Origin of the sequence: Pseudomonas sp. p50(2008) (assembly GCF_015351605.1) — a bacterium.
In the GTDB taxonomy this organism is placed as follows: Bacteria; Pseudomonadota; Gammaproteobacteria; order Pseudomonadales; family Pseudomonadaceae; genus Aquipseudomonas.
Window position 1 is genome coordinate 483,405 of the sequence record NZ_JACMYF010000001.1, and the last position, 24,131, is coordinate 507,535.

General features: G+C 59.0%; 18 protein-coding genes and 1 pseudogene. 5 read left to right on the plus strand and 14 right to left on the minus strand.

Going from position 1 to position 24,131, the window contains the following annotated elements; translation table 11 throughout:
* Positions 1-95 precede the first annotated feature (95 nt).
* The 4 genes from H7698_RS02225 to H7698_RS02240 form a co-directional block, all read right to left on the minus strand.
* Entirely contained in the window at positions 96-3,395 is a 3,300-nt protein-coding gene (locus H7698_RS02225) for a DEAD/DEAH box helicase (RefSeq protein ID WP_194690435.1), read from the minus strand.
* A 40-nt stretch (positions 3,396-3,435) separates the two neighbouring features.
* The gene (locus H7698_RS02230) at positions 3,436-4,182 is read right to left on the minus strand and encodes an S-methyl-5'-thioinosine phosphorylase (RefSeq protein ID WP_194690436.1); all 747 of its coding nucleotides are present in this window, start codon (positions 4,180-4,182) and stop codon (positions 3,436-3,438) included.
* Positions 4,183-4,194: 12 nt separating this feature from the next.
* Positions 4,195-5,205: a beta-N-acetylhexosaminidase gene (gene nagZ, locus H7698_RS02235; RefSeq protein WP_194690437.1), complete on the minus strand. Its 1,011-nt coding sequence runs from the start codon at positions 5,203-5,205 to the stop codon at positions 4,195-4,197.
* A gap of 158 nt (positions 5,206-5,363) precedes the next feature.
* The gene (locus tag H7698_RS02240) at positions 5,364-6,071 is read right to left on the minus strand and encodes a TetR/AcrR family transcriptional regulator (RefSeq protein WP_162437418.1); all 708 of its coding nucleotides are present in this window, start codon (positions 6,069-6,071) and stop codon (positions 5,364-5,366) included.
* 229 nt (positions 6,072-6,300) lie between these two features.
* Between H7698_RS02240 and lexA the strand changes: the two genes are divergently transcribed.
* Both lexA and sulA read left to right on the plus strand, forming a co-directional pair.
* The gene (lexA, locus tag H7698_RS02245) at positions 6,301-6,909 is read left to right on the plus strand and encodes a transcriptional repressor LexA (protein WP_046026989.1); all 609 of its coding nucleotides are present in this window, start codon (positions 6,301-6,303) and stop codon (positions 6,907-6,909) included.
* 10 nt (positions 6,910-6,919) lie between these two features.
* The gene (gene sulA / locus H7698_RS02250; protein WP_162437419.1) at positions 6,920-7,393 is read left to right on the plus strand and encodes an SOS-induced cell division inhibitor SulA; all 474 of its coding nucleotides are present in this window, start codon (positions 6,920-6,922) and stop codon (positions 7,391-7,393) included.
* 87 nt (positions 7,394-7,480) lie between these two features.
* On the opposite strand, the gene H7698_RS02255 is transcribed toward sulA, so the two are convergent.
* The 7 genes from H7698_RS02255 to H7698_RS02285 all read right to left on the minus strand — a co-directional run bounded on the left by H7698_RS02255 (position 7,481) and on the right by H7698_RS02285 (position 16,135).
* Complete coding sequence (locus tag H7698_RS02255) at positions 7,481-7,714, minus strand: hypothetical protein (protein WP_162437460.1); 234 nt, start codon at positions 7,712-7,714, stop codon at positions 7,481-7,483.
* 105 nt (positions 7,715-7,819) lie between these two features.
* Positions 7,820-8,344 carry a DUF6586 family protein gene (locus H7698_RS02260; RefSeq protein WP_162437420.1) on the minus strand — a complete coding sequence of 175 codons (525 nt, stop codon included), beginning with the start codon at positions 8,342-8,344 and terminating at the stop codon, positions 7,820-7,822.
* Between the two features lie 213 nt (positions 8,345-8,557).
* A complete protein-coding gene (topA, locus tag H7698_RS02265; RefSeq protein ID WP_194690438.1) occupies positions 8,558-11,188 on the minus strand; it encodes a type I DNA topoisomerase in 2,631 nt (876 codons plus the stop codon).
* A 114-nt stretch (positions 11,189-11,302) separates the two neighbouring features.
* A complete protein-coding gene (locus tag H7698_RS02270) occupies positions 11,303-11,539 on the minus strand; it encodes a DUF1653 domain-containing protein (RefSeq protein ID WP_162437422.1) in 237 nt (78 codons plus the stop codon).
* Positions 11,540-11,637: 98 nt separating this feature from the next.
* Positions 11,638-12,813, minus strand: coding sequence for an acetyl-CoA C-acyltransferase FadA (gene fadA / locus H7698_RS02275; RefSeq protein WP_162437423.1), 1,176 nt, complete (start codon positions 12,811-12,813; stop codon positions 11,638-11,640).
* Positions 12,814-12,845: 32 nt separating this feature from the next.
* Positions 12,846-14,993 carry a fatty acid oxidation complex subunit alpha FadB gene (gene fadB, locus H7698_RS02280; RefSeq protein ID WP_194690439.1) on the minus strand — a complete coding sequence of 716 codons (2,148 nt, stop codon included), beginning with the start codon at positions 14,991-14,993 and terminating at the stop codon, positions 12,846-12,848.
* Between the two features lie 704 nt (positions 14,994-15,697).
* The gene (locus H7698_RS02285; RefSeq protein ID WP_194690440.1) at positions 15,698-16,135 is read right to left on the minus strand and encodes a hypothetical protein; all 438 of its coding nucleotides are present in this window, start codon (positions 16,133-16,135) and stop codon (positions 15,698-15,700) included.
* A gap of 119 nt (positions 16,136-16,254) precedes the next feature.
* Between H7698_RS02285 and H7698_RS02290 the strand changes: the two genes are divergently transcribed.
* Positions 16,255-16,695, plus strand: coding sequence for a universal stress protein (locus H7698_RS02290; RefSeq protein WP_162437426.1), 441 nt, complete (start codon positions 16,255-16,257; stop codon positions 16,693-16,695).
* Between the two features lie 34 nt (positions 16,696-16,729).
* Positions 16,730-16,840 (plus strand): annotated as a pseudogene (locus H7698_RS31805) (outer membrane lipoprotein carrier protein LolA); the annotation flags it as partial.
* 39 nt (positions 16,841-16,879) lie between these two features.
* Here the strand turns inward: H7698_RS31805 and H7698_RS02295 are convergent.
* The gene (locus H7698_RS02295) at positions 16,880-18,799 is read right to left on the minus strand and encodes an ATP-binding cassette domain-containing protein (RefSeq protein ID WP_194690441.1); all 1,920 of its coding nucleotides are present in this window, start codon (positions 18,797-18,799) and stop codon (positions 16,880-16,882) included.
* 213 nt (positions 18,800-19,012) lie between these two features.
* Here H7698_RS02295 and H7698_RS02300 point away from each other — a divergent pair, with 213 nt between their 5' ends.
* A complete protein-coding gene (locus H7698_RS02300) occupies positions 19,013-20,941 on the plus strand; it encodes a transglycosylase SLT domain-containing protein (RefSeq protein WP_194690442.1) in 1,929 nt (642 codons plus the stop codon).
* Positions 20,942-21,009: 68 nt separating this feature from the next.
* Here the strand turns inward: H7698_RS02300 and H7698_RS02305 are convergent, their stop codons facing one another.
* Together H7698_RS02305 and H7698_RS02310 are read right to left on the minus strand one after the other, a co-directional pair.
* Positions 21,010-22,053 (minus strand): Fic family protein, encoded by a 1,044-nt coding sequence (locus tag H7698_RS02305; protein ID WP_194690768.1) that lies wholly within the window; start codon positions 22,051-22,053, stop codon positions 21,010-21,012.
* A gap of 68 nt (positions 22,054-22,121) precedes the next feature.
* Positions 22,122-23,897: an ABC transporter transmembrane domain-containing protein gene (locus H7698_RS02310; RefSeq protein WP_194690443.1), complete on the minus strand. Its 1,776-nt coding sequence runs from the start codon at positions 23,895-23,897 to the stop codon at positions 22,122-22,124.
* Positions 23,898-24,131 lie beyond the last annotated feature (234 nt).

Consider the following 24,131-nt stretch of genomic DNA (forward strand, 5'->3'; position numbering starts at 1 on the left):
GGGAGTAAACTCCCTCGCCACAATTCCGGTGTGTGCTACGACGAGATGTGTAGACACTTATGCCGCGATGGGGCCATTACTCAAGCGAACTGCTCTCATGAATCGAGAGTGGGCAGCGGAGCAAACAGCGCTTCAATGTCACTTTGCTCGAGCTTCCACCCGCCGCTTGTTCCACCCTCAAGTATCGCACCGGCTAAAGCCGCTTTCTCCTGCTGCAACGCCTGTATCTTCTCCTCCACCGTACCCCGGGCAATCATCTTGTAGACGAACACCGGCTTATCTTGCCCGATTCTGTAAGCACGGTCGGTGGCCTGGTTTTCAACAGCAGGGTTCCACCACGGATCAAAGTGGATCACGGTGTCGGCCGCTGTCAGGTTCAGACCTGTGCCACCCGCTTTCAAACTGATCAGAAACAACGGCACCTTTCCGCTCTGGAAGTCTTTGACAGGAGTACGCCGATCCGTCGTATCCCCGGTCAACAACGAGAAACCAATACCACGCTGCTGCAGTTCTTCTTCTATCAATGCGAGCATCGAAGTGAACTGCGAGAACAACAGAATCTTGCGGCCTTCCGTGAGCAACTCTTCGAGCATTTCCATCAAGCCATTCAGCTTGCCGCTACCTGCCTTTAGCGCTTTCGCAGTCAGTGACATTTTGACTAACCGCAAATCGCAACACACCTGACGCAACTTGAGTAACGCGTCGAGGATGATGATCTGACTGCGCGCAACGCCATTGCGGGTGATTTCGTCGCGGACCTTTTTGTCCATCGCCACGCGCACGGTTTCATACACGTCACGTTGTCCATCGCTGAGTTCAACCCAATGCACAATCTCGCTCTTGGGCGGTAACTCCGTGGCGACCTGTTCCTTCTTGCGCCGTAGCAGGAAGGGTTTTATCCGGGCGCTCAGGTGCTGCATCCGTTCGCTGTTGCCATGTTTCTCAATCGGTGTGCGGTAGTCGCGATTGAACGTCTTACTGTCGCCAAGCCAGCCGGGCAACAGAAAGTGAAACAGCGACCAGAGTTCGCCAAGGTGGTTTTCCAACGGGGTGCCCGATAGACACACGCGCTGCCGGGCGCTCAGATCCCGGGCCGCCTGAGCCGCTTTGCTGATCGGGTTCTTGATGTTCTGCGCCTCATCGAGAATCAGCACGCTCCAGAGTTGCGGCTGCAAAATCTCCAGATCACGTGGTAACAACGCATACGTGGTCAAGACCAGATCGTACTCGGCAAGACGGGCAAAATCCTTTTGGCGGGAAGAGCCATGCAGCGCCAGGACTTTCAGTTGCGGGGTAAAGCGTGCCACTTCATCGAGCCAGTTGGGAATTAGGCTGGTCGGCATCACCGCCAGCGCAGGCAGGTCGAGGCGGCCTGCCTGTTTCTCCAAGAGCAAGTGAGCCAGGGTTTGCAGGGTCTTTCCCAGCCCCATGTCGTCGCCGAGGATGCCGCCCACTTCGAGCTCTCGAAGCGTCTGCAACCAGTTCAAGCCTTCGAGCTGATAGGGCCGCAGTACTGCATTCAGGCCCGCTGGAGCAGCAACGTTGCTTTGAGTGGAGTCGCGCAAACGTTTCGCGAAACTGCGTAACCGCTCACCGCCTTGCCACACCAACGGCAGGCCATCAAGCGCGCTCAAGCGTGCCGCATCAGGGCCATTCAAGCGTAGGGAATGACCGCTGTTCACACCTAAATACAACTCGCTGAGCGTCGCCATCAACGGCTTGATCCGCCCGAGGGACAGTGCGACCTTGATGCCAGGTTTGGCACCGAATTGCCCACTGTTGAGATCGATCAGCACCTGATCATCATCGTCACGCAAGGCCAGATTGGCCGGCTCCATCAACTGCGGTTGCCTGCGCAACAGCTGCAGCAGGATAGGCAGCAAACTGTGCCGCTCACCGTTGACGACGATGCCCAACTGAAGATCGAACCACTCGCGCCCGGGAGATTCTTCAACATCGGCATACCATTCATCTACTGGCTGTAAATTGAAATGAAAGCTGTCGGTGATGCTGATCTGCCAATTGGCATCTTTGAGCGCTGGAACGCCGTTTTGCACAAAGGCAAGCCACGCCGATTCGTCTGGGAGATCGAACATCTCTCCCGCACTGTCGGGCAAGGCATCACTCTTGCGGGAGGCTTTTTTCAAGCCATGTCTCTGCAAGGCCTGGCGCAAGGCTTTTTCCGCGGCGGGCTTACGTTGAATATGCTGGGTTTCGGTGCCGGACAGGATCAGCACTTCGGAAGACTTTTTGCCCGTCGCCAAGTGACCGTTGTAAGTGAACGCCAGGGCAGCGCGATGCTCGGGTTCGTACTTCCACTTTATATAACGCCTGGTCGAGGCAAGCGTCAGTACAGGCTGGGGCTCAACGTCATCAATGAAACTGTCGGTCAATACCCGCGGCGGCGGTGCGATCTTCGTTGCTGCGCCCATTCGATGACTGAACTGCGCGGCTTGTCGACCAGGGATCGCGGGAGCCAGGGACAGATGGCACGCCAGTTTTGCATCAAACCCGGTTTCAAGCGGCCCGACCTGCATTCGCTCGCGGTCCAGGTAATACAACGGTTCCAGGGCCAGGATCGTCTCTTCCGGGACGTCTTCACTGCCCCATTGAGGCCGGAAACTGCCGTTGGCTTGTTCGGCCCAGGCGAACTGCGCCGGCCTGCTCATGCCTAAGCTCAAAGGCTGTAATTGTTCGAAATCGAGGAACAACCTATTGGTTTTCAGCGCCAACTGGAGCACTTCGGCCCCACTGCTGCCTTGCAGCGGGTAACCGCTGTAATGAGCATGGTATGAATGGATGGCGACCAGCAACCTGGCGATTCGCAGGTCCAGCTCGGTGAGATAGGCAAACTCTCGCATGAGAGCGTCTGACAGCGAGATCACCGACTGAATGTCCTGCAATCGTCCATCGCTCAGCTGACGAGCCTTGCAGATTTCCAGCAGCCATTTGCCCGAGGTCGACGTCGCCTTGAGCTTGTACACCCAACAAGTGCCGGTGCCTTTAGTGACCCCGTCGCGATCGTCATCGGGAATACCGTCGAGCCAACGCTCCAGCTCACGGTTCAGGCGAACAGGCGCAGTGCTGTCGGGCGCATCAACGGCGAGCGTCTGCAAGTGGTAAATCACTGTCGCGCAATGCTTGCAATCGACCCCTACAGGACAAGTACAGGAGCAATACAGCGCAAATGCACCGTTCGGCATTTCCAGCAGCTCGATGGACTGCTGGTAAACATGACCTTGGGAACCTCTGCAATCGGCGCTGACCGACACATCGTCAAGGTCGCCAATGTGAACCCGATGTTCGTGGGCATACCGGCGCGCTTTATCCAGCGCGCGATGACTGAATTCTTCTTCCCACGGAATGTGCTGAATTTGCTCGATAATGGCCGACATTAAATCAACGCTTCTGAATATGACTGAACGGTAACGGACATCAAACCGCCTGACCTTTAAGCACCCGCGCCAACGTCGACTGAACCTTCCCCATCCCGTCCCGCAATGCCTGCTCCATATCGGCCATGCTGATTACCGCCGCCGACTTCCCCGCTGCCGGGTTCACCACCAGTGCGAGACAGGCGTAATCCAGATCCAGCTCCCGAGCCAATGCCGCTTCCGGCATGCCGGTCATTCCGACGATATCGCAGCCATCACGCGCAAGCTTTGCAATTTCGGCGATTGTTTCCAGGCGCGGCCCCTGAGTGCAGGCGTACACACCTTGACTGCTGTGGTCGACACCTTCAGCCGCCAACGCCGCAATCAATTGCTGACGCAACGTTTCACTGTAGGGAGAGCTGAAGTCGATGTGCGTGACCTGTTCCAGATCATCGGCGAAATAGGTGTGTTCGCGACCGCTCGTGTAGTCGATCAACTGATGCGGTACGCAGAAATGGCCCGCGCCCATCGAGCCATGAATCCCGCCCACTGCATTGACCGCAAGAATGGCTTCGGCTCCCGCCTGTTTCAGCGCCCAGAGGTTTGCACGGTAATTCACCTTATGCGGGGGCAAGCGATGAGGATGGCCATGACGGGCCAGAAACAACACGTCCTTGCCTGCGTACTCGCCCATCTGCACCTCGGCCGAGGGTGCGCCGTAGGGCGTGTCCACGGCCAGTGACTGACGAATGCTCAGGCCTTCAAGTTGACTCAGTCCGGTACCACCGATAATTGCGTAAACCGTCATAGCGAAACGTCCTCACTCGATCAGTTGAGCCTCTTTGAGCGCGCCGACCGCTGCCAGCCAGCGCGGGTTTTGACGGTATTCAGAGTTGGCATGGGATTGGCCACGCATCCGCGCAATCCGCGGCGAAGGTTTGACCTTCAAGCGTTGCGCGGCAGTCAGGGCAAGTTCGGCGGCGGCGCGATCGTTGCACACCAGGCCCATGTCGCATCCGGCGGTCAGTGCGGCTTCAATTCTGCTCGCCGCGTCGCCGACCACGTGGGCACCGGCCATGGACAGGTCATCGCTGAAGATCACGCCATCAAATTGCAGCTCGCCGCGCAAAATATCCTGCAACCAGCGCCGAGAGAAACCGGCGGGCTGGGAATCGACTTGCGGGTAGATCACGTGAGCTGGCATGACTGCTGCCAGTTGCTTGCTCAATTTGGCGAATGGCACCAGATCGTTGGCGCGGATTTCGTCAAGGCTGCGCTCATCGTTAGGGATGGCGACGTGGGAATCCGCTTCGGCCCAGCCATGCCCGGGGAAGTGTTTCCCGGTGGCGGCCATACCGGCGCTGTTCATCCCGCGAATAAAGGCACCGGCGAGCAGCGCCGCGCGCTCCGGATCACCTTCAAACGAACGGGTGCCCACGACGGCGCTGCGCTGGTAATCCAGGTCCAGCACCGGGGCGAAACTCAGGTCAAGGCCAACGGCGAGCACTTCGGTGGCCATGATCCAGCCGCACTGCTCGGCCAGGTACTCGGCATTCGGGTTGTCGGCGATGGCACGCATCGCCGGCAATCGTACGAAGCCCTGACGCAACCGTTGCACGCGCCCGCCCTCCTGGTCCACCGCCAGCAACAGGTCGGGGCAGATGGCGCGGATTGCCGCACTCAGCTCGCGGACCTGACGAGGGTGCTCGATGTTGCGGGCGAAAATGATCAGGCCACCCACTTCAGGTTGGCGCAGCAACTGGCGATCTTCAGCCGTCAACCAGGTACCGGCGACGTCCACCATCAACGAGCCTTGCAGGCCAGCAGTCATAGAGATTCCTTGATAACAGTAAATCCGGCTCGCGCGAATGCGCCGCCATGGGCAAGGCCCGGCAGGTCGGCGGTATCAATGGGGAGCGGGTTCAGAACGGGAGTGGGCATGGGCGGCTAGCTTAGCGGATGTCAGCTGCCGCGCCCACCCGTGCGCGGTTAAACCTTGGCGGCAACCGGCGTCGATTTACTGCGCGGACGCAGTTGCGCAGTGGCCATGGCGGTGTCGGTGACCCCGGTTTCGGCGCGCATGCCAGCGGCCAGGAACGGCACCATCAGACGCATGACCTGCTCGATGGACGTATTAACGCCGAAGTCGGTCTCGGCAATCGCGCGCAACGCTTTAATGCCCGACATGCTGAACGCGGCGGCACCGAGCATGAAGTGCACGCGCCAGAACAGTTCGATCGGCGGGATGCGCGGCGCGGCTTCGTTTACCAGCGTCATGTAGCGGCGGAACACCTTGCCGTACATGTCTTCCAGATAACGACGCAAGTGGCCCTGGCTTTGACTGAAGGCCAAGCCGAGTAAGCGCATGAAGATGGAGAGATCGTTGCCGCTGCGTGGCTGCACCACAAGGGCTTGCTCGACGAGGATTTCCAGCAGCTCTTCAAGCGTGGGCTTGTTCTCAGGCTTGGCCTGGCGTCGCTCCAGCTCTTTATCGAGGCTCAGGCAGAACGGCCCGAGGAACCGCGAGAAGACGGCTTGAATCAGCGCCTTCTTTGACCCGAAGTGATAGTTCACCGCTGCCAGATTGACACCGGCCTTGCTGGTGATCAGACGCAATGAGGTTTCAGCGAAACCTTTTTCCGCGAACAACTGCTCGGCTGCATCAAGAATGCGTTCAACGGTTTCCGACTGGGCCATGGCTACTCCGCCTGACAAACACTTGTTTGAAACATACGTTTCAGACTATGTATTGTCAAGCCTGTCGGTTCGTTTTGGGAATGGTCAGTCAGCTATTTAACCATACAACGGCAAAGCTTCAATCAGAGGGTAAACCGACCGTCCAGCGGCAGCTAAAAAAACGGGCATTGCCAAGACCGTTTCACTGTATATAATCCCAGTCACTGTATAAAAAGACAGAGCGATCAATATGCTAAAGCTGACGCCACGCCAAGCAGAGATTCTGGCCTTCATCAAACGCTGCCTCGAAGACAACGGCTACCCGCCGACCCGTGCGGAAATCGCTCAGGAACTGGGTTTCAAATCCCCCAATGCGGCGGAAGAGCACCTCAAGGCGCTGGCCCGCAAGGGTGCAATCGAAATGACGCCCGGCGCTTCACGGGGTATTCGTATCCCCGGCTTCGAAGCCAAGGCGGACGACTCCACCCTGCCGATCATTGGCCGGGTTGCTGCCGGTGCGCCGATCCTGGCCCAGCAACACATCGAAGAGTCCTGCAACATCAACCCTGCCTTCTTCCATCCGCGCGCCGATTACCTGTTGCGCGTGCATGGCATGAGCATGAAGGACGTCGGTATTTTCGACGGTGACTTGCTGGCGGTCCACACCACCCGCGAAGCCCGCAACGGCCAGATCGTGGTCGCCCGGATCGGCGACGAAGTGACCGTCAAGCGCTTCAAGCGCGATGGCAGCAAAGTCTGGCTGATTGCCGAAAACCCTGAATTCGCCCCTATCGAAGTCAACCTGAAAGATCAGGAACTGGTGATCGAAGGCTTGAGTGTTGGCGTTATTCGCCGCTAAAGGAGGCTTTATGCAGTTCCCACACACATCACAGCAAGCCCAACTGCCGTTGTTCGAGGCGTTCATGGTGCAACCGTTGGCACCGATTCTGAAGGACGTGGTCGAGTCGCCCTGGAGCGCCGAGCCGGAAGTCTTCAGTGAGTTGTCGTTGCGTGGTGCGGCCGGGAACTGCCTCAACCTTCTCGCGCCGATCCTCAGGGAATTGAGCCAGGATCAGGATGCACGCTGGCTGACCCTGATCGCCCCGCCCGCCAGCCTGACCCAGGCCTGGTTGCGGGACGCCGGACTCAATCGCGAACGCATCCTGCTGCTGCAACCCCGTGGCACCCAAAGCGCTCAACAACTGACCTGTGAAGCGCTTCGACTGGGTCGCAGCCACACCGTTGTCAGCTGGATCAACCCGTTGAATACACCCCAACGGCAACAGTTGATCAGCGCCGCCCGCATCGGGGACGCACAAAGCCTGAACATTCGATTGGGTTAAGCGAGAAAAGCTACGCGCCCGAAACTGCGCGGGGCTTCTCCAAGAATAGAGAAGCCGAATTGAAGGACAGGAAACCGACGGGCGGGATCAGTGCAGAACCCGCGACCCGTCATCTTTCTCGAATTCGCCTTCAACCATGCGCCCGGCCATCTGAACACCGACGCTCAACATCGCCTTGGCGACTTCCACGTGCTGACCTTGCAGAAAGGCTTTGGCATCCTCGGAGAAATCCAAAGTAACCAGAGAACCCTCGTCCTCGGCCCTGCGCAGCTCGATACGGCCGTCTGGTAACTCGACAATTTCTAGAAAGGACGTTGGCATAAAAGTCTGTTCTCCACGAAAGGCGGGGATTATATAGGCATCGGTCATGCTTCGCTCGGGATCTTGACCAGCAGCACTGTTAATTGCGCGCCGGACCCACGGCAATCAGCACTCGTTCAAACCCTCACGAAAACGGATCGCCAGACCTTTCAGGTTCTGACGCCAGCTCTCGAGCTCAGCTCGGCTCAGCTCTTGCGGCGCCTCTTCTTCATCCAGGTTAACCGCCAGAATCAGTGGCTGAGTGACATCACCCTTGGGCTTGTGCGGAGCGCGAGGCGGTTGAAACAAAGCGGCATGGGCGGCTAGTAGTCTGGCCAACCAGGTTTCCGGATTTTGAGCCAGCTCGACCATCTCGGCCATTTCAGGAATCGCGATTGCTTCAAGCACTTCGCGAGTCAGCAACATTTCCGCGCGTGGCGCATTAGCCTGTGGCAAACGATAGAAGCCGGCGATTTCGTGGCATAGCCCCAACAACGCCCCGTACAGGTGAAACAACGCCGATTCGCGCCCGGCCTGAATCAGCGCCAGGGAGTTCATTGCCCGCCCCTCTTCGGCTTTGGCCAACGCTTCCAGCGACAGGCCGGCGAAATAGATTTTCTGATTGGTACGGGTATAGAGCTCGTGGGCCATGACGGCAGCCTCCACAACGAAATAATTGCTTCACGCAGGTCAGACAGTGTCGTGGATCCGCTTCGCTTCCCGCAAGCACAAAACAAAAAGGCCGCATGAAAACCCGAGGTTTGTCATGCGGCCTTGCTGTATCAACAGAGCTATTGTGGCGAGGGAGCTTGCTCCCGCTGGCCGACGAAGTCGGCCCCTCTAAACCCTTCTATTACCGCCGGCTCAAGCCTTGACCTTAGCCGGACGCTTGTCTTCCACAGTCCACTTGCCGCCGTCGTAATACGCTTTCCAGCCAGTCGGCTTGCCGTCGACTTCTGTCTGAACGTATTGCTCCTTGGTTTTGCGGCTGTAACGAATCACTGCCGGCAAGCCGTCCGGATCCTTCTGCGGCGCTTCACACAGGAAGTGATACTTAGGATCGATCTCGTCCTTGTGCGGGACAATTTCCATCACCAGCGGAGCACGGGTCTCGCGGTTTTTCGGGAACTGACTGGCCGCCAGGAACAGGCCGGACGCACCGTCGCGCAAGATATAGGTGTCGTTGACCTTTTCGCATTTCAGCTCAGGCATCTTCACCGGATCCATCTTCGGCGGCGCCGCATCACCGCTTTTCAGCAGCTTACGGGTGTTCTTGCACGTTGCGTTGGTGCAACCGAAGAACTTGCCGAAACGGCCGGTCTTGAGTTGCATCTCGCTGCCGCACTTGTCGCATTCCAGGCTCGGACCTTCGTAGCCCTTGATGCGGTAAGTGCCCTCCTCGATCTCGTAGCCATCGCAATCCGGGTTGTTACCGCAGATGTGCAACTTGCGCTTCTCGTCGAGCAGGTAAGCGTCCATCGCCGTACTGCAGATCGGGCAGCGATGCTTGCCACGCAGTACCAGCGACTCCGACTCACCCTCGTCGTCCGCGGCGATTTCATCGCCCGGCACCAGATTGACAGTGGCCTTGCAGCGCTCTTTCGGCGGCAGGCTGTAACCCGAGCAACCGAGGAACACACCGGTCGATGCCGTACGAATCTGCATCGGACGACCGCACACCACGCACGGAATGTCAGTCATCACCGGCTGGTTGGCGCGCATCCCGCCTTCGGCGCTTTCAGCGACTTCGAGTTTCTTCTTGAAGTCACCGTAGAACTCGTCCAGCACGTTTTTCCAGTCGCGTTCGCCCTGGGCCACGTCGTCGAGGTTCTCTTCCATGCCGGCGGTGAAGCCGTAGTCCATCAAGTTGGAGAAGCTCTCGGACAGACGCTCGGTGACGATGTCACCCATCTTTTCCGAGTAGAAACGACGGTTGTGCAGCGCTACGTAGCCACGGTCCTGAATGGTCGAAATGATTGCCGCATAAGTCGAAGGACGACCGATACCGCGCTTTTCCATTTCTTTAACCAGGCTCGCTTCCGAGTAACGCGCCGGCGGCTTGGTGAAGTGCTGGGTCGGATCAAGCTTGATCAGCTTCATCGCATCGCCCTGAGCCATGTCCGGCAACACATCGTCGTCGCCTGGCTTGGCGATCTGCGGCATGACGCGGGTGTAACCGTCGAACTTCAGGATACGGCCCTTGGCACGCAGCTCGAAGTCGCCTGCACCTACGGTGACCGTGGTCGACAGGTATTGGGCCGGCAGCATCTGGCAAGCGAGGAACTGGCGCCAGATCAGCTCGTAGAGTCGCTCTGCATCACGTTCCATGCCCGTCAGCTTGCTTGGCTCGGTGTTGGCGTCGGACGGACGAATCGCTTCGTGAGCCTCTTGTGCGCCTTCCTTGCTGCTGTAGACGTTCGGATTTTCCGGCAGGTACTTCTTGCCGAACTCTGTCTCAATATAGGTACGCGCCATCGTCACGGCATCGGCCGAGAGATTGGTGGAGTCGGTACGCATGTAAGTGATGTAGCCGGCTTCGTACAAACGCTGGGCCATCATCATGGTTTTCTTCACGCCGAAGCCCAGGCGGTTGCTCGCAGCCTGCTGCAGGGTCGAGGTGATAAACGGTGCGGACGGCTTGCTGCTGGTCGGCTTGTCTTCACGCTTGGCGATGCTGTAGCTGGACGCCTTGAGCTTCTCCAGCGCGGCCATGGCCTGGGTTTCGTTGAGCGGCTTGAAGGCTTCGCCTTTCTCGCGGGCCACGTCAAAGCGCACGGTTGCGCCTTTGGCGGTGCCGAGGTCAGCGTGGATTTCCCAGTATTCTTCCGGGTTGAACGCACGAATCTCGCGCTCACGCTCGACCACCAGCTTCACAGCCACCGATTGCACACGACCGGCAGACAGGCCACGGGCGATTTTCGCCCACAGCAGCGGCGAAACCATGTAACCCACGACGCGATCGAGGAAACGACGCGCCTGCTGGGCGTTTACACGGTCGATGTCCAGCTCGCCCGGTTTGGAGAAGGCTTCCTGAATCGCCTTCTTGGTAATTTCGTTGAACACCACGCGCTTGTAGCGGCTGTCATCACCACCGATGGCTTCGCGCAGGTGCCAGGCAATGGCTTCCCCCTCGCGATCCAAGTCGGTTGCGAGATAGATGGTGTCAGCATCTTTGGCGAGCCGGCGCAGCTCTTCGATGACCTTTTCCTTGCCCGGGAGGATCTCGTACTTGGCTTTCCAGCCATGTTCGGGATCGACACCCATGCGCGAGACCAGTTGCTTGCGCGACTTCTCTTTCGGCGTGAGCACCGGACCTTCACCCGCGGCGGCCTTGCCGCGCTTGGCGGCTGGCTCTTTGCTGGCGCTAGCCGAACCGCTGGTGGGCAGGTCTCGGATATGGCCGATACTCGACTTCACCACGTATTGGTTACCCAGATACTTGTTGATGGTCTTGGCCTTAGCCGGGGATTCCACAATGACCAGCGATTTGCCCATGGATCAGAAAATTCCTGAATTCTAGAAGTGAAAGGCGGTTGGCGCCTGACGCGGCACCGCTATATATAGTGGCTACAAGATGAGGTCAAGCGCAGGGTTCTGCGCGCACTCGGCTTATGGCTTGGAAAAAACGCTCGGTTCGGCTTGCACCAAAGCAAAGCGTGGCACCTGTTCGCCGTCAACCTCGACCGACTCCAGGAACATGCTCAAGGGACGCACCCAAAAGCCGTAATCGCCATACAGGGCTTGGTAGAAGACCACTTCTTCTTCGGTTTCCGAATGCCGCGCAATGCTGAATACGCGGTACTGCGGACCTTTGTAATGCTGGTAGAGCCCAGGTGATATCGACATGGTTTGGCCCTCGCACAAATCTTTTCAAAAATAAAATAAAAAAAATTCAGAAAAACAAAAACCGGGGCACTTGGCCCCGGCTTCCATCAACGAAATGCTTAAACGCGTTCGAAGACGGTGGAGATGCCTTGGCCGAGACCAATGCACATGGTAGCAACACCCAGGTTGCCGCCATTTTGCTTCATCACGTTCAGCAGAGTGCCGGAGATACGCGCACCGGAGCAACCGAACGGGTGACCCAGGGCGATCGCGCCGCCGTGCAGGTTAACCTTCTCGTTCATCTTGTCGAGCACTTTCAGATCTTTCAGCACTGGCAGGGCCTGTGCAGCGAAAGCTTCGTTGAGCTCGAAGAAGTCGATATCGTTAATGCCCAGACCCGCGCGCTTCAGCGCTTTCTGTGTAGCCGGTACTGGACCATAGCCCATGATTGCCGGGTCCACACCTGCCACTGCCATCGAGCGAATCACCGCCAAAGGCTGGATGCCCAGGTCTTGTGCACGCTGCGCCGACATCACGATCATGCACGAAGCACCGTCGGTGATCTGCGACGAAGTACCGGCTGTCACGGTGCCGCCCTTAGGGTTGAAAGCAGGCTTGAGAGCCGCCAGGCTTTCCAGGGTGGTTTCCGGACGAATGGTTTCGTCGTAGTCGAACAGTTTCAGGAAACCGTTCTCGTCATAGCCCTGCATCGGGATGATTTCGTCTTTGAACTTGCCTTCCACGGTCGCCTTGTGAGCGAGCTGATGGGAACGCACGCCGAAAGCGTCCTGCTGTTCGCGAGTGATGCCGTGCATCTTGCCCAGCATTTCAGCGGTCAGGCCCATCATGCCCGAGGCTTTCGCCGCGTACAGGGACATGTGCGGGTTCGGATCGACACCGTGCATCATGCTCACGTGGCCCATGTGCTCGACGCCGCCGACCACGAACACGTCACCGTTGCCGGTCATGATCGCTTGTGCGGCAGTGTGCAGCGCGCTCATCGACGAGCCACACAGACGGCTGACGGTCTGGCCGGCGGCAGTGTGCGGGATCTGCGTCATCAGGGACGCCATGCGGGCAATGTTCCAGCCCTGCTCCAGGGTCTGGTTTACGCAGCCCCAGATCACGTCTTCGACTTCGCTCGGGTCAACCTTAACGTTGCGTTCCAGCAATTTGCTGATCAGGTGCGCCGACATGTCTTCGGCGCGGGTGTTGCGGTGCATGCCGCCTTTGGAGCGGCCCATCGGAGTACGACCGAAGTCGACAATCACGACGTCTCTTGGATTCAAGCTCATAAAATTTCACTCTCGCTCAAAAGTTGGGACGCTTAACCGAAGAACCGTTGGCCGGTTTTGGCCATTTCACGCAGTTTTGCGGTCGGGTGGTACAGCGCGCCCAAATCAGCGTACTGGTCAGCCAGGGCAACGAACTCTGCAACACCGACCGAGTCGATGTAGCGCAGCGCACCGCCACGGAATGGAGGGAAACCAATACCGTAGACCAGACCCATGTCGGCTTCGGCAGCGGTTTCGACGATGCCGTCTTCCAGGCAACGTACGGTTTCCAGGCACAGCGGGATCATCATCCAGTTGATGATGTCTTCGTCAGTGACATCGCGCTGCTCGTAAACGATCGGCTTGAGCACTTCGAGTACCGACGGATCGGCGACTTTCTTCTGCTTGCCCTTCTTGTCGGTCTCGTAGGCGTAGAAGCCCTTGCCATTCTTCTGGCCCAGGCGCTTGGCTTCGTAGAGAACGTCGATCGCCGAACGACGGTCGTCTTTCATGCGGTCCGGGAAACCTTCAGCCATCACATCACGACCGTGGTGTCCGGTGTCGATGCCGACCACGTCCATCAGGTAGGCCGGGCCCATCGGCCAGCCGAATTTTTCCATGACCTTGTCGATACGCACGAAGTCCACACCAGCGCTGACCAGCTTGGCGAAACCGCCGAAGTACGGGAACAGAACGCGGTTGACCAGGAAGCCCGGGCAGTCGTTGACGACGATCGGGTTCTTGCCCATTTTCTTGGCGTAGGCAACGGTGGTGGCAACGGCCAGCTCGCTGGACTTCTCGCCGCGAATCACTTCAACCAGCGGCATCATGTGCACAGGGTTGAAGAAGTGCATGCCAACGAAGTTTTCCGGACGCTTGAGGGCTTTGGCCAGCAAGGTGATGGAAATGGTCGAGGTGTTGGACGCGAGGATGGTGTCCTCTTTGACCTTGTCTTCGACTTCAGCCAGAACAGCCTGCTTGACCTTAGGGTTCTCGACGACCGCTTCAACCACCAGATCCACGTGACCGAAATCACCGTAGGACAGGGTAGGACGAATGCCGTTAAGGACTTCAGCCATTTTCGCAGCGGTCATACGACCCTTGTCAACGCGGCTCACCAGCAGCTTGGCGGCTTCAGCCAGACCTTGCTCGATGCCGTGCTCGTTGATGTCCTTCATCAGGATCGGCGTACCTTTGGAAGCCGACTGATAAGCGATACCGCCACCCATGATGCCGGCGCCCAATACAGCAGCCTGCTTCACGTCCTTGGCGATTTCGTCGTAGGCCTTGGCCTTTTTCTTCAGTTCCTGATCGTTCAGGAACAGACCGATCAAGCTCTGCGCAGCAGAGGTCTTGGCCAGTTTGACGAAGCCCGCGGCTTCGACTTCCAGTGCCTTGTCGCGACCGAAGTTCGCGGCTTTCTGGACCGTCTTGATCGCTTCGACTGGCGCCGGGTAGTTCGGGCCAGCCTGACCGGCCACGAAACCTTTGGCGGTTTCGAAAGCCATCATTTGTTCGATCGCGTTCAGCTTGAGTTTCTCAAGCTTCGGTTGACGTTTGGCCTTGTAGTCAAACTCACCGGAGATAGCACGCTTGATCAGTTCCAGGGCAGCTTCCTGCAGCTTCTCAGGGGCAACCACTGCGTCCACGGCGCCGACTTTCAGCGCGTCTTCAGGACGGTTTTCCTTGCCGGCAGCAATCCACTCGATGGCGTTATCGGCACCGATCAGACGCGGCAGACGCACAGTACCGCCAAAGCCCGGGTAGATGCCCAGTTTGACTTCCGGCAGACCGATCTTGGCCTTGGTGGACATGACGCGGTAGTCCGCCGCCAGGCACATTTCCAGACCGCCACCCAGTGCGATGCCGTTGATCGCGGCCACAGTCGGGACGTTGAGGTCTTCGAAATCGCTGAAAATCTTGTTGGCTTCGAGGTTGCCAGCAACAAGCTCTGCATCAGGCAGCTTGAAGTTCTCGACAAATTCGGTGATGTCGGCGCCGACGATGAAAACGTCCTTGCCGCTGCTGACGATCACACCCTTGATCGAAGCATCTGCCTTGATGGTGTCTACGGCCTGACGCAGTTCGTTCAGGGTTAGACGGTTGAACTTGTTGACGGACTCACCCTTGAGGTCGAACTTCAGTTCGACGATGCCACTTTCAAGAGCCTTAACCGTGATGGCTTTACCTTCGTAAATCATCAACTGATCTCCACGATATGGAAGCTGAACAGTACACGTCGGACGCAGGCGGATGGCTGGGCAGGACGATCATCGTCAATGCTACGCCAATCCACCCGACACACCCGCCAACGCGATAGTCGGGATTCTGTAGGAGCGATCTGCAATGCAAACGCTCAATTCATACGCCCGTTTGATTTGGGTACGTCACCTTCACGGAATTTCAGACAATTGTCAATCGCCCAAAATACGGGTTGAAACGCGACTTTGTGGTCATTTCCGTGACGCGAAGATCTTCAACACGCGGGTGCATGCGAAGCCATTCATAGGATCAATAGTTAGAAAAGTCGCCCTAATTCGCAGCAGCCTTTGTTTAAAAGGCTACGCTGGCGGGACGTGGAAGAAAAAATATCAACGCATTGGCGAATGCCCGGCGTAAGATCAGCCCACACCGTTTTCCGGCCTGCCTGGCCAACCCGGCCCGATGTTGATGTCGGGCTTTTTATTGCCCGTAGAAAACTCCCAACAGAACCACACCCGGCCCCCCTGTAGCAGCTGCCGAGCCTGCGAGGCTGCGTCCGGCTGCGCAGCAGTCGTAAAACGAGGCACTGCGGTGTGTCAGGGCAACCGAATCTACAGATCTTACGGCTGCTGCGCAGCCGGACGCAGCCTCGCAGGCTCGGCAGCTGCTACAGGTTTCAGTGGTTCAGGTATTTCGACGGTGTTCAGGCGAGTGCTTTGAGGGTCACGTCGATCTGCTGCAGAACCGTCGCTTCGCCCTTCTCGCCCCAATACAAAGCGATCATCTGCTTGTCGGCTTCGACCTTGTAAACGTTGGCTGGCAATTTTTCGAAATAATTCAGCAGCACCTGATCCTCGCAGACCTCCTGCCACTGATTCACCCAGACACCCGGCGCCTTTTGCCAGTAAATCCAGCACGCTGGCTGCTTGCCGCGCCGTGGACGATGATATTGCGCGCACGGACTGGGCGGCTCCTGGCTCAGCCAGTGTGGCCACTCCTGCGGCGCCAGTTGCATGGCCAATCCGATGCGTCGGGCTTCCATGCGAAGGGCCATGCGACCGCTCTGACCACGGGAGGGTCGCAACCATGCCAATGGACTCAAAACCACTAACAGGATTGACACCACTATCCAGACCGTCATATCAGTACTCCCCTTTTTACACGCACCGCTTTTAAATGAGCGCACCGGGCCACTTTGGAACCACTGCGCTTGAAACCAGCCATACTTACCAATATTGCAATCCTCAGGAGGAGCACCTCATGCCCTACAACCATATTCTGGTCGCTGTAGATCTAACCGAAGAGTGCGATCCTGTAATCCATCGCGCTCGCGAACTGTCGGTCAGCAATGGTGCCAAATTGTCCCTGGTGCATATCGTCGAACCTATGGCCATGGCCTTTGGTGGCGACGTGCCGATGGACCTGTCACAACTGCAGCAACAGCAGTTTGATCAGGCCCGCGAGCGCCTGGATCGGTTGATCGTGAAGTACCCTGAGCTTTCCAAGGAATACAGCCACCTGACCTACGGCCAGCCGCGCCAGGAGATTCACCACCTGGCCAAGGAACAAACCTGCGACCTGATCGTAGTGGGCAGTCACGGCCGGCACGGCCTGGCATTGCTGCTGGGTTCCACTGCCAATGACGTGCTGCACGGTGCGCCTTGTGACGTACTTGCGGTGCGCCTGCAAAACAAAAGCTGAAACACGGACCTCTGTAGGAGCGAGCTTGCTCGCGATGGTCGTCAACGATAACGCGGGGTGCCTGACACCCCGCGGCGCTCTCCGGTTCATCGCGAGCAAGCTCGCTCCTACAGGGATGGATTGTGTTGCATACGAAAAGCCCGGCGCTCATCTCTGAACGCCGGGCTTTTTATTACAGGATCAATCAGGCATCCAGCTCAGCCCAACGCTCGACCATCACGTCGAGTTCAGCCTGTAACTGCTCCAGCTGAGCGATCACGGCAGCTGTTTCCGTCGCAGGACGCTGATAGAAAGCAGGGTCCGCCATCTGCGCTTCAACCGCCGCAATCTGCTTTTCCATGGCTTCGATCTGCGCCGGCAACATTTCCAGCTCGCGCTGCAACTTGTAGCTGAGCTTTTTCTTCGCTACAGGTGCTTCGGCTGCAGCAGCAACGGGTGCCGCTTCGGCCGTCACCACTGCCGACGTCAGGTCGGCCTTGCCGGACTTGCTCTCGGTCACGCCCAACAGGCGCGGCGAGCCGCCCTGACGCAGCCAGTCCTGATAACCACCGACGTATTCACGAACCTTGCCTTCACCTTCGAAGACCAGGGTGCTGGTGACCACGTTGTCGAGGAATGCCCGGTCGTGACTGACCATCAGCACGGTGCCGTTGAAGGTCAGCAAGACCTCTTCCAGCAACTCGAGTGTTTCCACGTCGAGGTCGTTGGTCGGTTCGTCAAGGACCAGCAGGTTCGCCGGCTTGCTGAACAGCTTCGCCAGCAACAGACGCGCACGCTCACCACCCGACAGCGCCTTGACCGGCGTGCGGGCACGCTGCGGGCTGAACAGGAAGTCGCCGAGGTAGCTCAACACGTGACGGCTCTGGCCATCGATATCGATGAAATCTCGACCTTCGGCGACGTTGTCGATCACAGTTTTTTCCAGGTCCAACTGGTGGCGCAACTGGTCAAAGTAGGCCACGTCGATGCGCGTCCCTTCTTCGACTGTGCCGCTGGTTGGCTGCAGGCCGCTGAGCATCAGCTTCAGCAACGTGGTCTTGCCGGTACCGTTGGCGCCGAGCAGACCGATACGGTCGCCGCGCGTCAGGACCATCGAGAAATCCTTGATCAGGAACGGACCGCCCGGATGAGCGAAACTCACGTTCTCGAGGACCATCACCTGCTTGCCGGACTTGTCAGCGGTGTCCAGCTGGATGTTGGCCTTGCCGGTGCGCTCACGACGCTCACTGCGCTCGACGCGCAAGGCTTTCAAGGCGCGCACGCGGCCTTCGTTACGGGTGCGGCGGGCCTTGATGCCCTGGCGGATCCAGACTTCTTCCTGGGCCAGCTTCTTGTCGAACAGCGCGTTGGCGGTTTCCTCAGCGGCCAGCGAGGCCTCTTTGTGCACGAGGAAGCTGGCGTAGTCGCCGTTCCAGTCGATCAGGCCGCCGCGATCCAGTTCGAGGATGCGCGTGGCGAGGTTCTGCAGGAAAGAACGGTCGTGCGTGATGAACAGCACGGCGCCCTGGAAATCCTTCAACGCTTCTTCAAGCCAGGCAATCGCACCGATGTCCAGGTGGTTGGTTGGCTCGTCGAGCAGCAACAGGTCCGGTTCGGAAACCAGGGCCTGGGCCAGCAGCACGCGACGACGCCAGCCACCGGACAACTGGGACAGGGTCTTGTCGGCCGGCAGTTGCAGGCGGCTCAGGGTGCTGTCGACCAGTTGCTGCAAGCGCCAGCCGTCACGGGCTTCGAGGTCGTGCTGGACGTGCATCAGCTTGTCCAGGTCGGCGTCGGTGACGATGTTCTGGCTCAGGTGGTGATACTGCGCGAGCAGCTCGCCAACACCGTCCAGGCCTTCAGCCACCACGTCGAATACGGTCCGCTCGTCGGCTACCGGCAATTCTTGCGGCAATTCGCCAATCTTGAGGCCGGGGGCACGCCAAACGGAGCCGTCATCCGGCTTCTGGTCGCCCTTGACGAGCTTCATCATGCTGGACTTGCCAGTGCCGTTGCGGCCGATGATGCACACCCGCTCTCCACGGGCGATCTGCCAGGACACCTTGTCCAACAACGGCGTAGAGCCGAAAGCAAGGGACACATCGCTGAATTTGAGCAGGGTCATGAGCTTCTCCAAAAACCGGGCGCGCATTCTACCTGACTTGAGGCTGCAAAAGGCCGGCAATTTCAATGTCGGGGCACTCTGCATGACAAATGTTGCGAACTGATGCCAAGAGGCCGGCAAAGCTTTCGCCGGTCGCCGGCAAAAGGCTAAGCTACAGATTATTCAGTGTGGGTCCTGCCCGCACTTGTCATGATTTCTCTGCCCGGATGTCTCATGCGCAGTCGCCTTTTCAGTCTTTTTTCATGTTTGCTTCTTTCTGCCTCTGCCATCCAATCAGCCCAGGCGGTGGACCTGTCCACCCAGCGCCAATACTACGACGAAGCCAAGCGCGCGCTGGCCAAGGGCGATACTGGCCCTTATATGCGCTACAGCCAGGCCCTGGCCGATTATCCGCTGGAACCTTACCTGGCGTATGACGAACTGACCGCGCGCCTGAAAACCGCCAGCAATGCCGAAATCGAGAAATTCCTCGCCGAGCACGGTGACCTGCCCCAGGCCAACTGGATGAAACTGCGCTGGTTGCGCTGGCTGGCCGAACGCGGCGACTGGGCACCCTTCGTCAAGTATTACGACCCCAAGCTCAACTTCACCGAGCTGGATTGCCTGAACGCGCAATACCAGATCGGTCACAACCAGAAATCCGAAGGCTACGCCAACGCCAACAAGCTGTGGCTCACCGGTAAATCCCTGCCGGCCGCCTGCGACGGCTTGTTCGGGGTGTGGGCCGCCGATGGTCAACTGACTGAACAGAAACGCTGGGAGCGCACCAAGCTCGCGGCCCAGGCGCGCAACTATCCGCTGGCCAACAGCCTGGTAAACGGCCTCACCACCCTCGCCCCCCGCGGCCGCTTGCTGGTGGATGTAGCGCAAAAGCCCGAGCTGCTCAACCAGCCGTCACGCTTCGCCCCGGCCGATGAGCCGATGTCCGACGTCGTCAGCCTTGGCCTGCGCCGCCTGGCGCGCCAGGACCCGGACAAGGCCATGGCCCTGCTAGACGGCTATGCCAGCAGCATGCATTTTTCCCGCGATGAAAAAGTTGCCATTGCCCGGGAAATCGGCCTGACCCTCGCCCGCCGGTTTGACGCCCGGGCTCTGGAGGTGATGACCAAGTACGACCCTGAGCTGCGCGACAACACCGTTTCCGAATGGCGCCTGCGCCTGTTGCTGCGCCTGGCGCGTTGGGATGATGCCTATCAGCTGACTCGCCGCCTGCCCCAGGACCTGGCGACCACCAACCGCTGGCGCTACTGGCAGGCCCGCAGCCTGGAACTGGCCCAACCGCAGAACCCGGAAGCGCAGACGCTGTACAAGGGCCTGGCCCGCGAGCGTGACTTCTATGGCTTCCTGGCCGCCGATCGTTCGCAATCGCCCTACTCGCTGAACAACAAGCCGCTGGTGTTGAGCCAGGCACTGATCAACAAGGTGCGCAATACACCGGGCATTCGCCGTGCGCTGGAGTTTCATGCTCGCGGGCAGATCGTCGACGGTCGCCGCGAGTGGTATCACGTCAGCCGCCACTTCAACCGCGATGAAATGGTCGCCCAGGCCAAACTGGCCTATGACCTGAAATGGTATTTCCCGGCGATCCGCACCATCAGCCAGGCGCAGTATTGGGACGACCTCGATATCCGCTTCCCGATGGCCCACCGCGAAACGCTGGTGCGTGAAGCCAAGGTCCGCGGCCTGCATTCGAGCTGGGTCTTCGCCATTACCCGCCAGGAAAGCGCCTTCATGGACGACGCCCGCTCCGGCGTCGGCGCCAGCGGCCTGATGCAGCTGATGCCAGCCACCGCCAAGGAAACTGCACGCAAGTTCAGCATTCCCCTGGCTTCGCCTCAGCAAGTGCTCAACCCGGACACGAATATCCAGCTCGGCGCCGCCTACCTGAGCCAGGTCCACGCCCAGTTCAACGGCAACCGCGTCCTCGCCTCCGCCGCCTACAACGCCGGCCCGGGCCGCGTACGCCAGTGGCTGCGCGGTGCCGATCACCTGAGTTTCGACGTGTGGGTGGAGAGCATTCCGTTCGATGAAACCCGGCAGTACGTGCAGAACGTGTTGTCGTATTCGGTGATCTACGGGCAGAAGCTGAATTCGCCGCAGCCGCTGGTGGATTGGCATGAGCGGTATTTTGATGATCAGTGAGGGTGGATTGATCCGCTGAAAAAAATGCCCGCATTGCGAAATGCGGGCATTTTTTTCATCTGCGAAATCTATTTGGGTTTCCGTCGCGCCGCCCGCTCCCCGGTTTCGGTGAGGCGGTACCTCTGGGCAGGACTGCGGGGGGAATCGGGATCTGTCATTTCAATCAGGCTCAAAGCCAACGCTGGTTTAAGATAGTTGGCACGAAAGGTCGCTTTATGAACCAGAACGAGCGCCGCCATCAGATCATTTACTTTGAGCGCTGGGGATCCACGCAGAACCGTTAGCAGCCTGGCTACTTGGTCGGTTACTTGGTCGCTTACATAGTCGGTTACTTGGTCGGTCGCTGCCTCGCTCCGAGCCGCTTCGGCAAGTGCAACACTCAACGCCTGAAGCATGAACTCGACAAAAGGCGTGGATTCAGCCATCTGATCCGCCGCCGACAGTGCAGCGTAATAATCATCCTGCTGCTCTCGAATCACGGCCTCGACAGGCAAGTACGCCAATACCGGTCGCCACTGGCTGAGTATCAAGGTTTGCCAGAGTCGCCCCATCCGACCGTTGCCGTCGGCAAAAGGGTGGATAAACTCGAACTCGTAATGAAACACGCAACTGACGATCAGCGGATGCCAATCTGACGCGCCGAGCCATGCCAGCAGATCGTCTATCAGGTGCGAAACACGGCTTGGCGGCGGCGCCATGTGGACCAACTTCTCGCCTCGGTGAATCCCTACACCGGCCTGGCGGAACCGCCCGCAGTCATCAATCAAGCCACCCATCAGCAACTCATGCGCGTGCAACAGGTCGGCGCGGCTGCTCGACGTCCAATCAGGCATGGCTTCATACGCTGCAAAGGCGTTACGTACTTCCTGGATTTCACGAGGCAGGCCAAGTACTCGCTGCCCGGCCAGAACGGCCGTGACCTGCTCGACACTGAGGGTGTTGTTCTCGATGGCCAGCGAAGCCTGAATCGTACGAATGCGATTGCTGCGCCGCAATTGAGGAGTTTGCAGGCGTTCATCCAAGGCCGCGAGCTGACCGATCTGTTCGCTGATCTGCGCGATCAGGCCCAGCATGTTGGTCGTCGGGGTCAACGGTGGTTGGTAACGGCTCATATCCTCATCCAGGCTAGCAACAGAGGCCCACATAATGCCCGAACCCGACTCCATTCAGCAGCTCTCATTCACGCCCCGTCATGCCCATCACTGAACTGCAACGCCGCCAACCGCGCATACAGCGCATTCCCTGCGATCAGCTCCTGATGCGTCCCCACGGCGACCAATTTGCCCTGATCCATCACCGCGATACGGTCGGCGTTTTTCACCGTGGCCAGGCGGTGGGCGATGACCAGGGTGGTGCGGTTTTTCATCAGGCTGGGCAGCGCTTGCTGAATCAGGTGTTCGCTCTGGGCATCGAGGGCGCTGGTGGCTTCGTCGAGCAGCAGGATGGGGGCGTCCACCAGCAGCGCGCGGGCGATGGCCAGGCGTTGGCGCTGGCCGCCAGACAAGCCCAGGCCGCCGTCGCCGAGGTGGGTCTGGTAGCCGTCGGGCATCTGTTCGATGAAGTCGTGGGCATAGGCGATTTTCGCCGCTTCCTGCACCTGGGCCAGGGTGGCGTCCGGCCGGCCATAGCGGATGTTCTCTTCAACGCTGCCGTAAAACAGCGCCGGGTTCTGCGACACCAGCGCGAAGCAGCGGCGCAGGTCCAGGGGGTCGAGCTGGGTCAGTGGCACGCCATCGAGCAGGATGCGCCCGGCGATGGGGTCGTAGAAGCGCAGCAGCAGGTCATACACCGTCGACTTGCCCGCCCCCGAAGGCCCGACCAGGGCCAGGGTTTCGCCGGCATGGATGGTCAGGCTCAGGCCATCGACCGCGTAGCTTTCCGGCCGCGAGGGGTAGGAAAAACGTACATCCTCCAGCACCAGATCGCCGGCGACCCGCTCGGGCAAGGTCACCAGCCCCGAGGTCGGCGGCTGGATGATGTTTTCCGAGCGCAGTAACTCGGCAATGCGCTCGGCGGCGCCAGCGGCGCGTTGCAGTTCACCAATCACTTCGCTCAAGGTGCCGAACGCGCTGCCGACGATCAGGCTGTAAAAAACGAAAGCCGCCAGCTCGCCCGCGGAAATCCGCCCGGCAATCACGTCCATGCCGCCCACCCACAACATCACGCCCACCGCCCCCAGCACCAGCACGATCACCAGGGTAATCAGCCAGGCGCGCTGGAAGATCCGCTTGCGCGCGGTCTCGAACGCCTGCTCCACGGTCACGGCAAACCGTTGCTCGTCCTGCACCTGATGGTTATAGGCCTGCACGGTCTTGATCTGGCCCAGGGTTTCGGACACGTAGCTGCCGATGTCGGCGATGCGGTCCTGGCTCATGCGCGACAGGCTGCGCACCCGGCGACCGAAGATCAGGATCGGCGCAATCACCAGCGGCAAGGCGACCACCACGATGCTGGTGAGTTTGGGGTTGGTGATGAACAGCAGGATCACCCCGCCGATCACCATCAACAAATTACGCAGGAACAACGACAGCGAAGAGCCGATCACCGATTGCAGCAAAGTGGTGTCGGCCGTCAGGCGCGACTGGATCTCGGAGCTGCGGTTGTCCTCATAAAAACCGGGATGCAGGTAGACGAGGTGGTTGAACACCTGCCGGCGAATGTCCGCGACCACCCGCTCGCCGATCCACGACACCAGGTAAAAACGCGCAAAGGTGCCGACCGCCAAGCCCCCCACCAGCAACATGAACAGGCCGATGGATTGATTGAGCAGATGCGGTGACTGGGTCATGAACCCCTGATCCACCAGCAGTCGAATGCCCTGCCCCATGGACAGGGTGATGCCAGCCGTGGCAATCAGCGCCAACAACGCGCCGAGGGCTGGCCAGCGGTACGGTGCGAGAAAACGACTGGTCAGGCGAATGGCACGGCGGTGACGGGCAGAAAGCATCAAAATCATCCAGGTGCGCCACGGCGCGGTGGTTTGAAGGGAACTTGTGTAAATCACAATGAGTCAGGTTAATTATGACCGCAAGGCCTAGGCGCTAGACGCTATTGGTCTAAAGTCCGGGTGGCAACCCTGCGTTATTTCTGGTGGACTGTCGATGCCGTTCAGGAAAGACCGCAGGGACTGTCACAGCCCGGTCACCAGGCGGTTTTATAGTAAGCACACAACCTGATGAGGAGACAGGCC

Bases quoted from the DNA above. Each gene is read 5' to 3' on its own strand.
- H7698_RS02255 (WP_162437460.1), bottom strand. From the start codon at position 7,714: ATGCCAACGTCCTTTCTAGAAATTGTCGAGTTACCAGACGGCCGTATC.
- H7698_RS02305 (WP_194690768.1), bottom strand. From the start codon at position 22,053: ATGAGCCGTTACCAACCACCGTTGACCCCGACGACCAACATGCTGGGC.
- lexA (WP_046026989.1), top strand. From the start codon at position 6,301: ATGCTAAAGCTGACGCCACGCCAAGCAGAGATTCTGGCCTTCATCAAA.
- H7698_RS02270 (WP_162437422.1), bottom strand. From the start codon at position 11,539: ATGTCGATATCACCTGGGCTCTACCAGCATTACAAAGGTCCGCAGTAC.
- H7698_RS02310 (WP_194690443.1), bottom strand. From the start codon at position 23,897: ATGATTTTGATGCTTTCTGCCCGTCACCGCCGTGCCATTCGCCTGACC.
- H7698_RS02290 (WP_162437426.1), top strand. From the start codon at position 16,255: ATGCCCTACAACCATATTCTGGTCGCTGTAGATCTAACCGAAGAGTGC.
- H7698_RS02225 (WP_194690435.1), bottom strand. From the start codon at position 3,395: ATGTCGGCCATTATCGAGCAAATTCAGCACATTCCGTGGGAAGAAGAA.
- H7698_RS02300 (WP_194690442.1), top strand. From the start codon at position 19,013: ATGCGCAGTCGCCTTTTCAGTCTTTTTTCATGTTTGCTTCTTTCTGCC.
- H7698_RS02230 (WP_194690436.1), bottom strand. From the start codon at position 4,182: ATGACGGTTTACGCAATTATCGGTGGTACCGGACTGAGTCAACTTGAA.
- H7698_RS02295 (WP_194690441.1), bottom strand. From the start codon at position 18,799: ATGACCCTGCTCAAATTCAGCGATGTGTCCCTTGCTTTCGGCTCTACG.
- nagZ (WP_194690437.1), bottom strand. From the start codon at position 5,205: ATGACTGCTGGCCTGCAAGGCTCGTTGATGGTGGACGTCGCCGGTACC.
- fadB (WP_194690439.1), bottom strand. From the start codon at position 14,993: ATGATTTACGAAGGTAAAGCCATCACGGTTAAGGCTCTTGAAAGTGGC.
- H7698_RS02260 (WP_162437420.1), bottom strand. From the start codon at position 8,344: ATGGCCCACGAGCTCTATACCCGTACCAATCAGAAAATCTATTTCGCC.
- H7698_RS02285 (WP_194690440.1), bottom strand. From the start codon at position 16,135: ATGACGGTCTGGATAGTGGTGTCAATCCTGTTAGTGGTTTTGAGTCCA.
- sulA (WP_162437419.1), top strand. From the start codon at position 6,920: ATGCAGTTCCCACACACATCACAGCAAGCCCAACTGCCGTTGTTCGAG.
- topA (WP_194690438.1), bottom strand. From the start codon at position 11,188: ATGGGCAAATCGCTGGTCATTGTGGAATCCCCGGCTAAGGCCAAGACC.
- fadA (WP_162437423.1), bottom strand. From the start codon at position 12,813: ATGAGCTTGAATCCAAGAGACGTCGTGATTGTCGACTTCGGTCGTACT.
- H7698_RS02240 (WP_162437418.1), bottom strand. From the start codon at position 6,071: ATGGCCCAGTCGGAAACCGTTGAACGCATTCTTGATGCAGCCGAGCAG.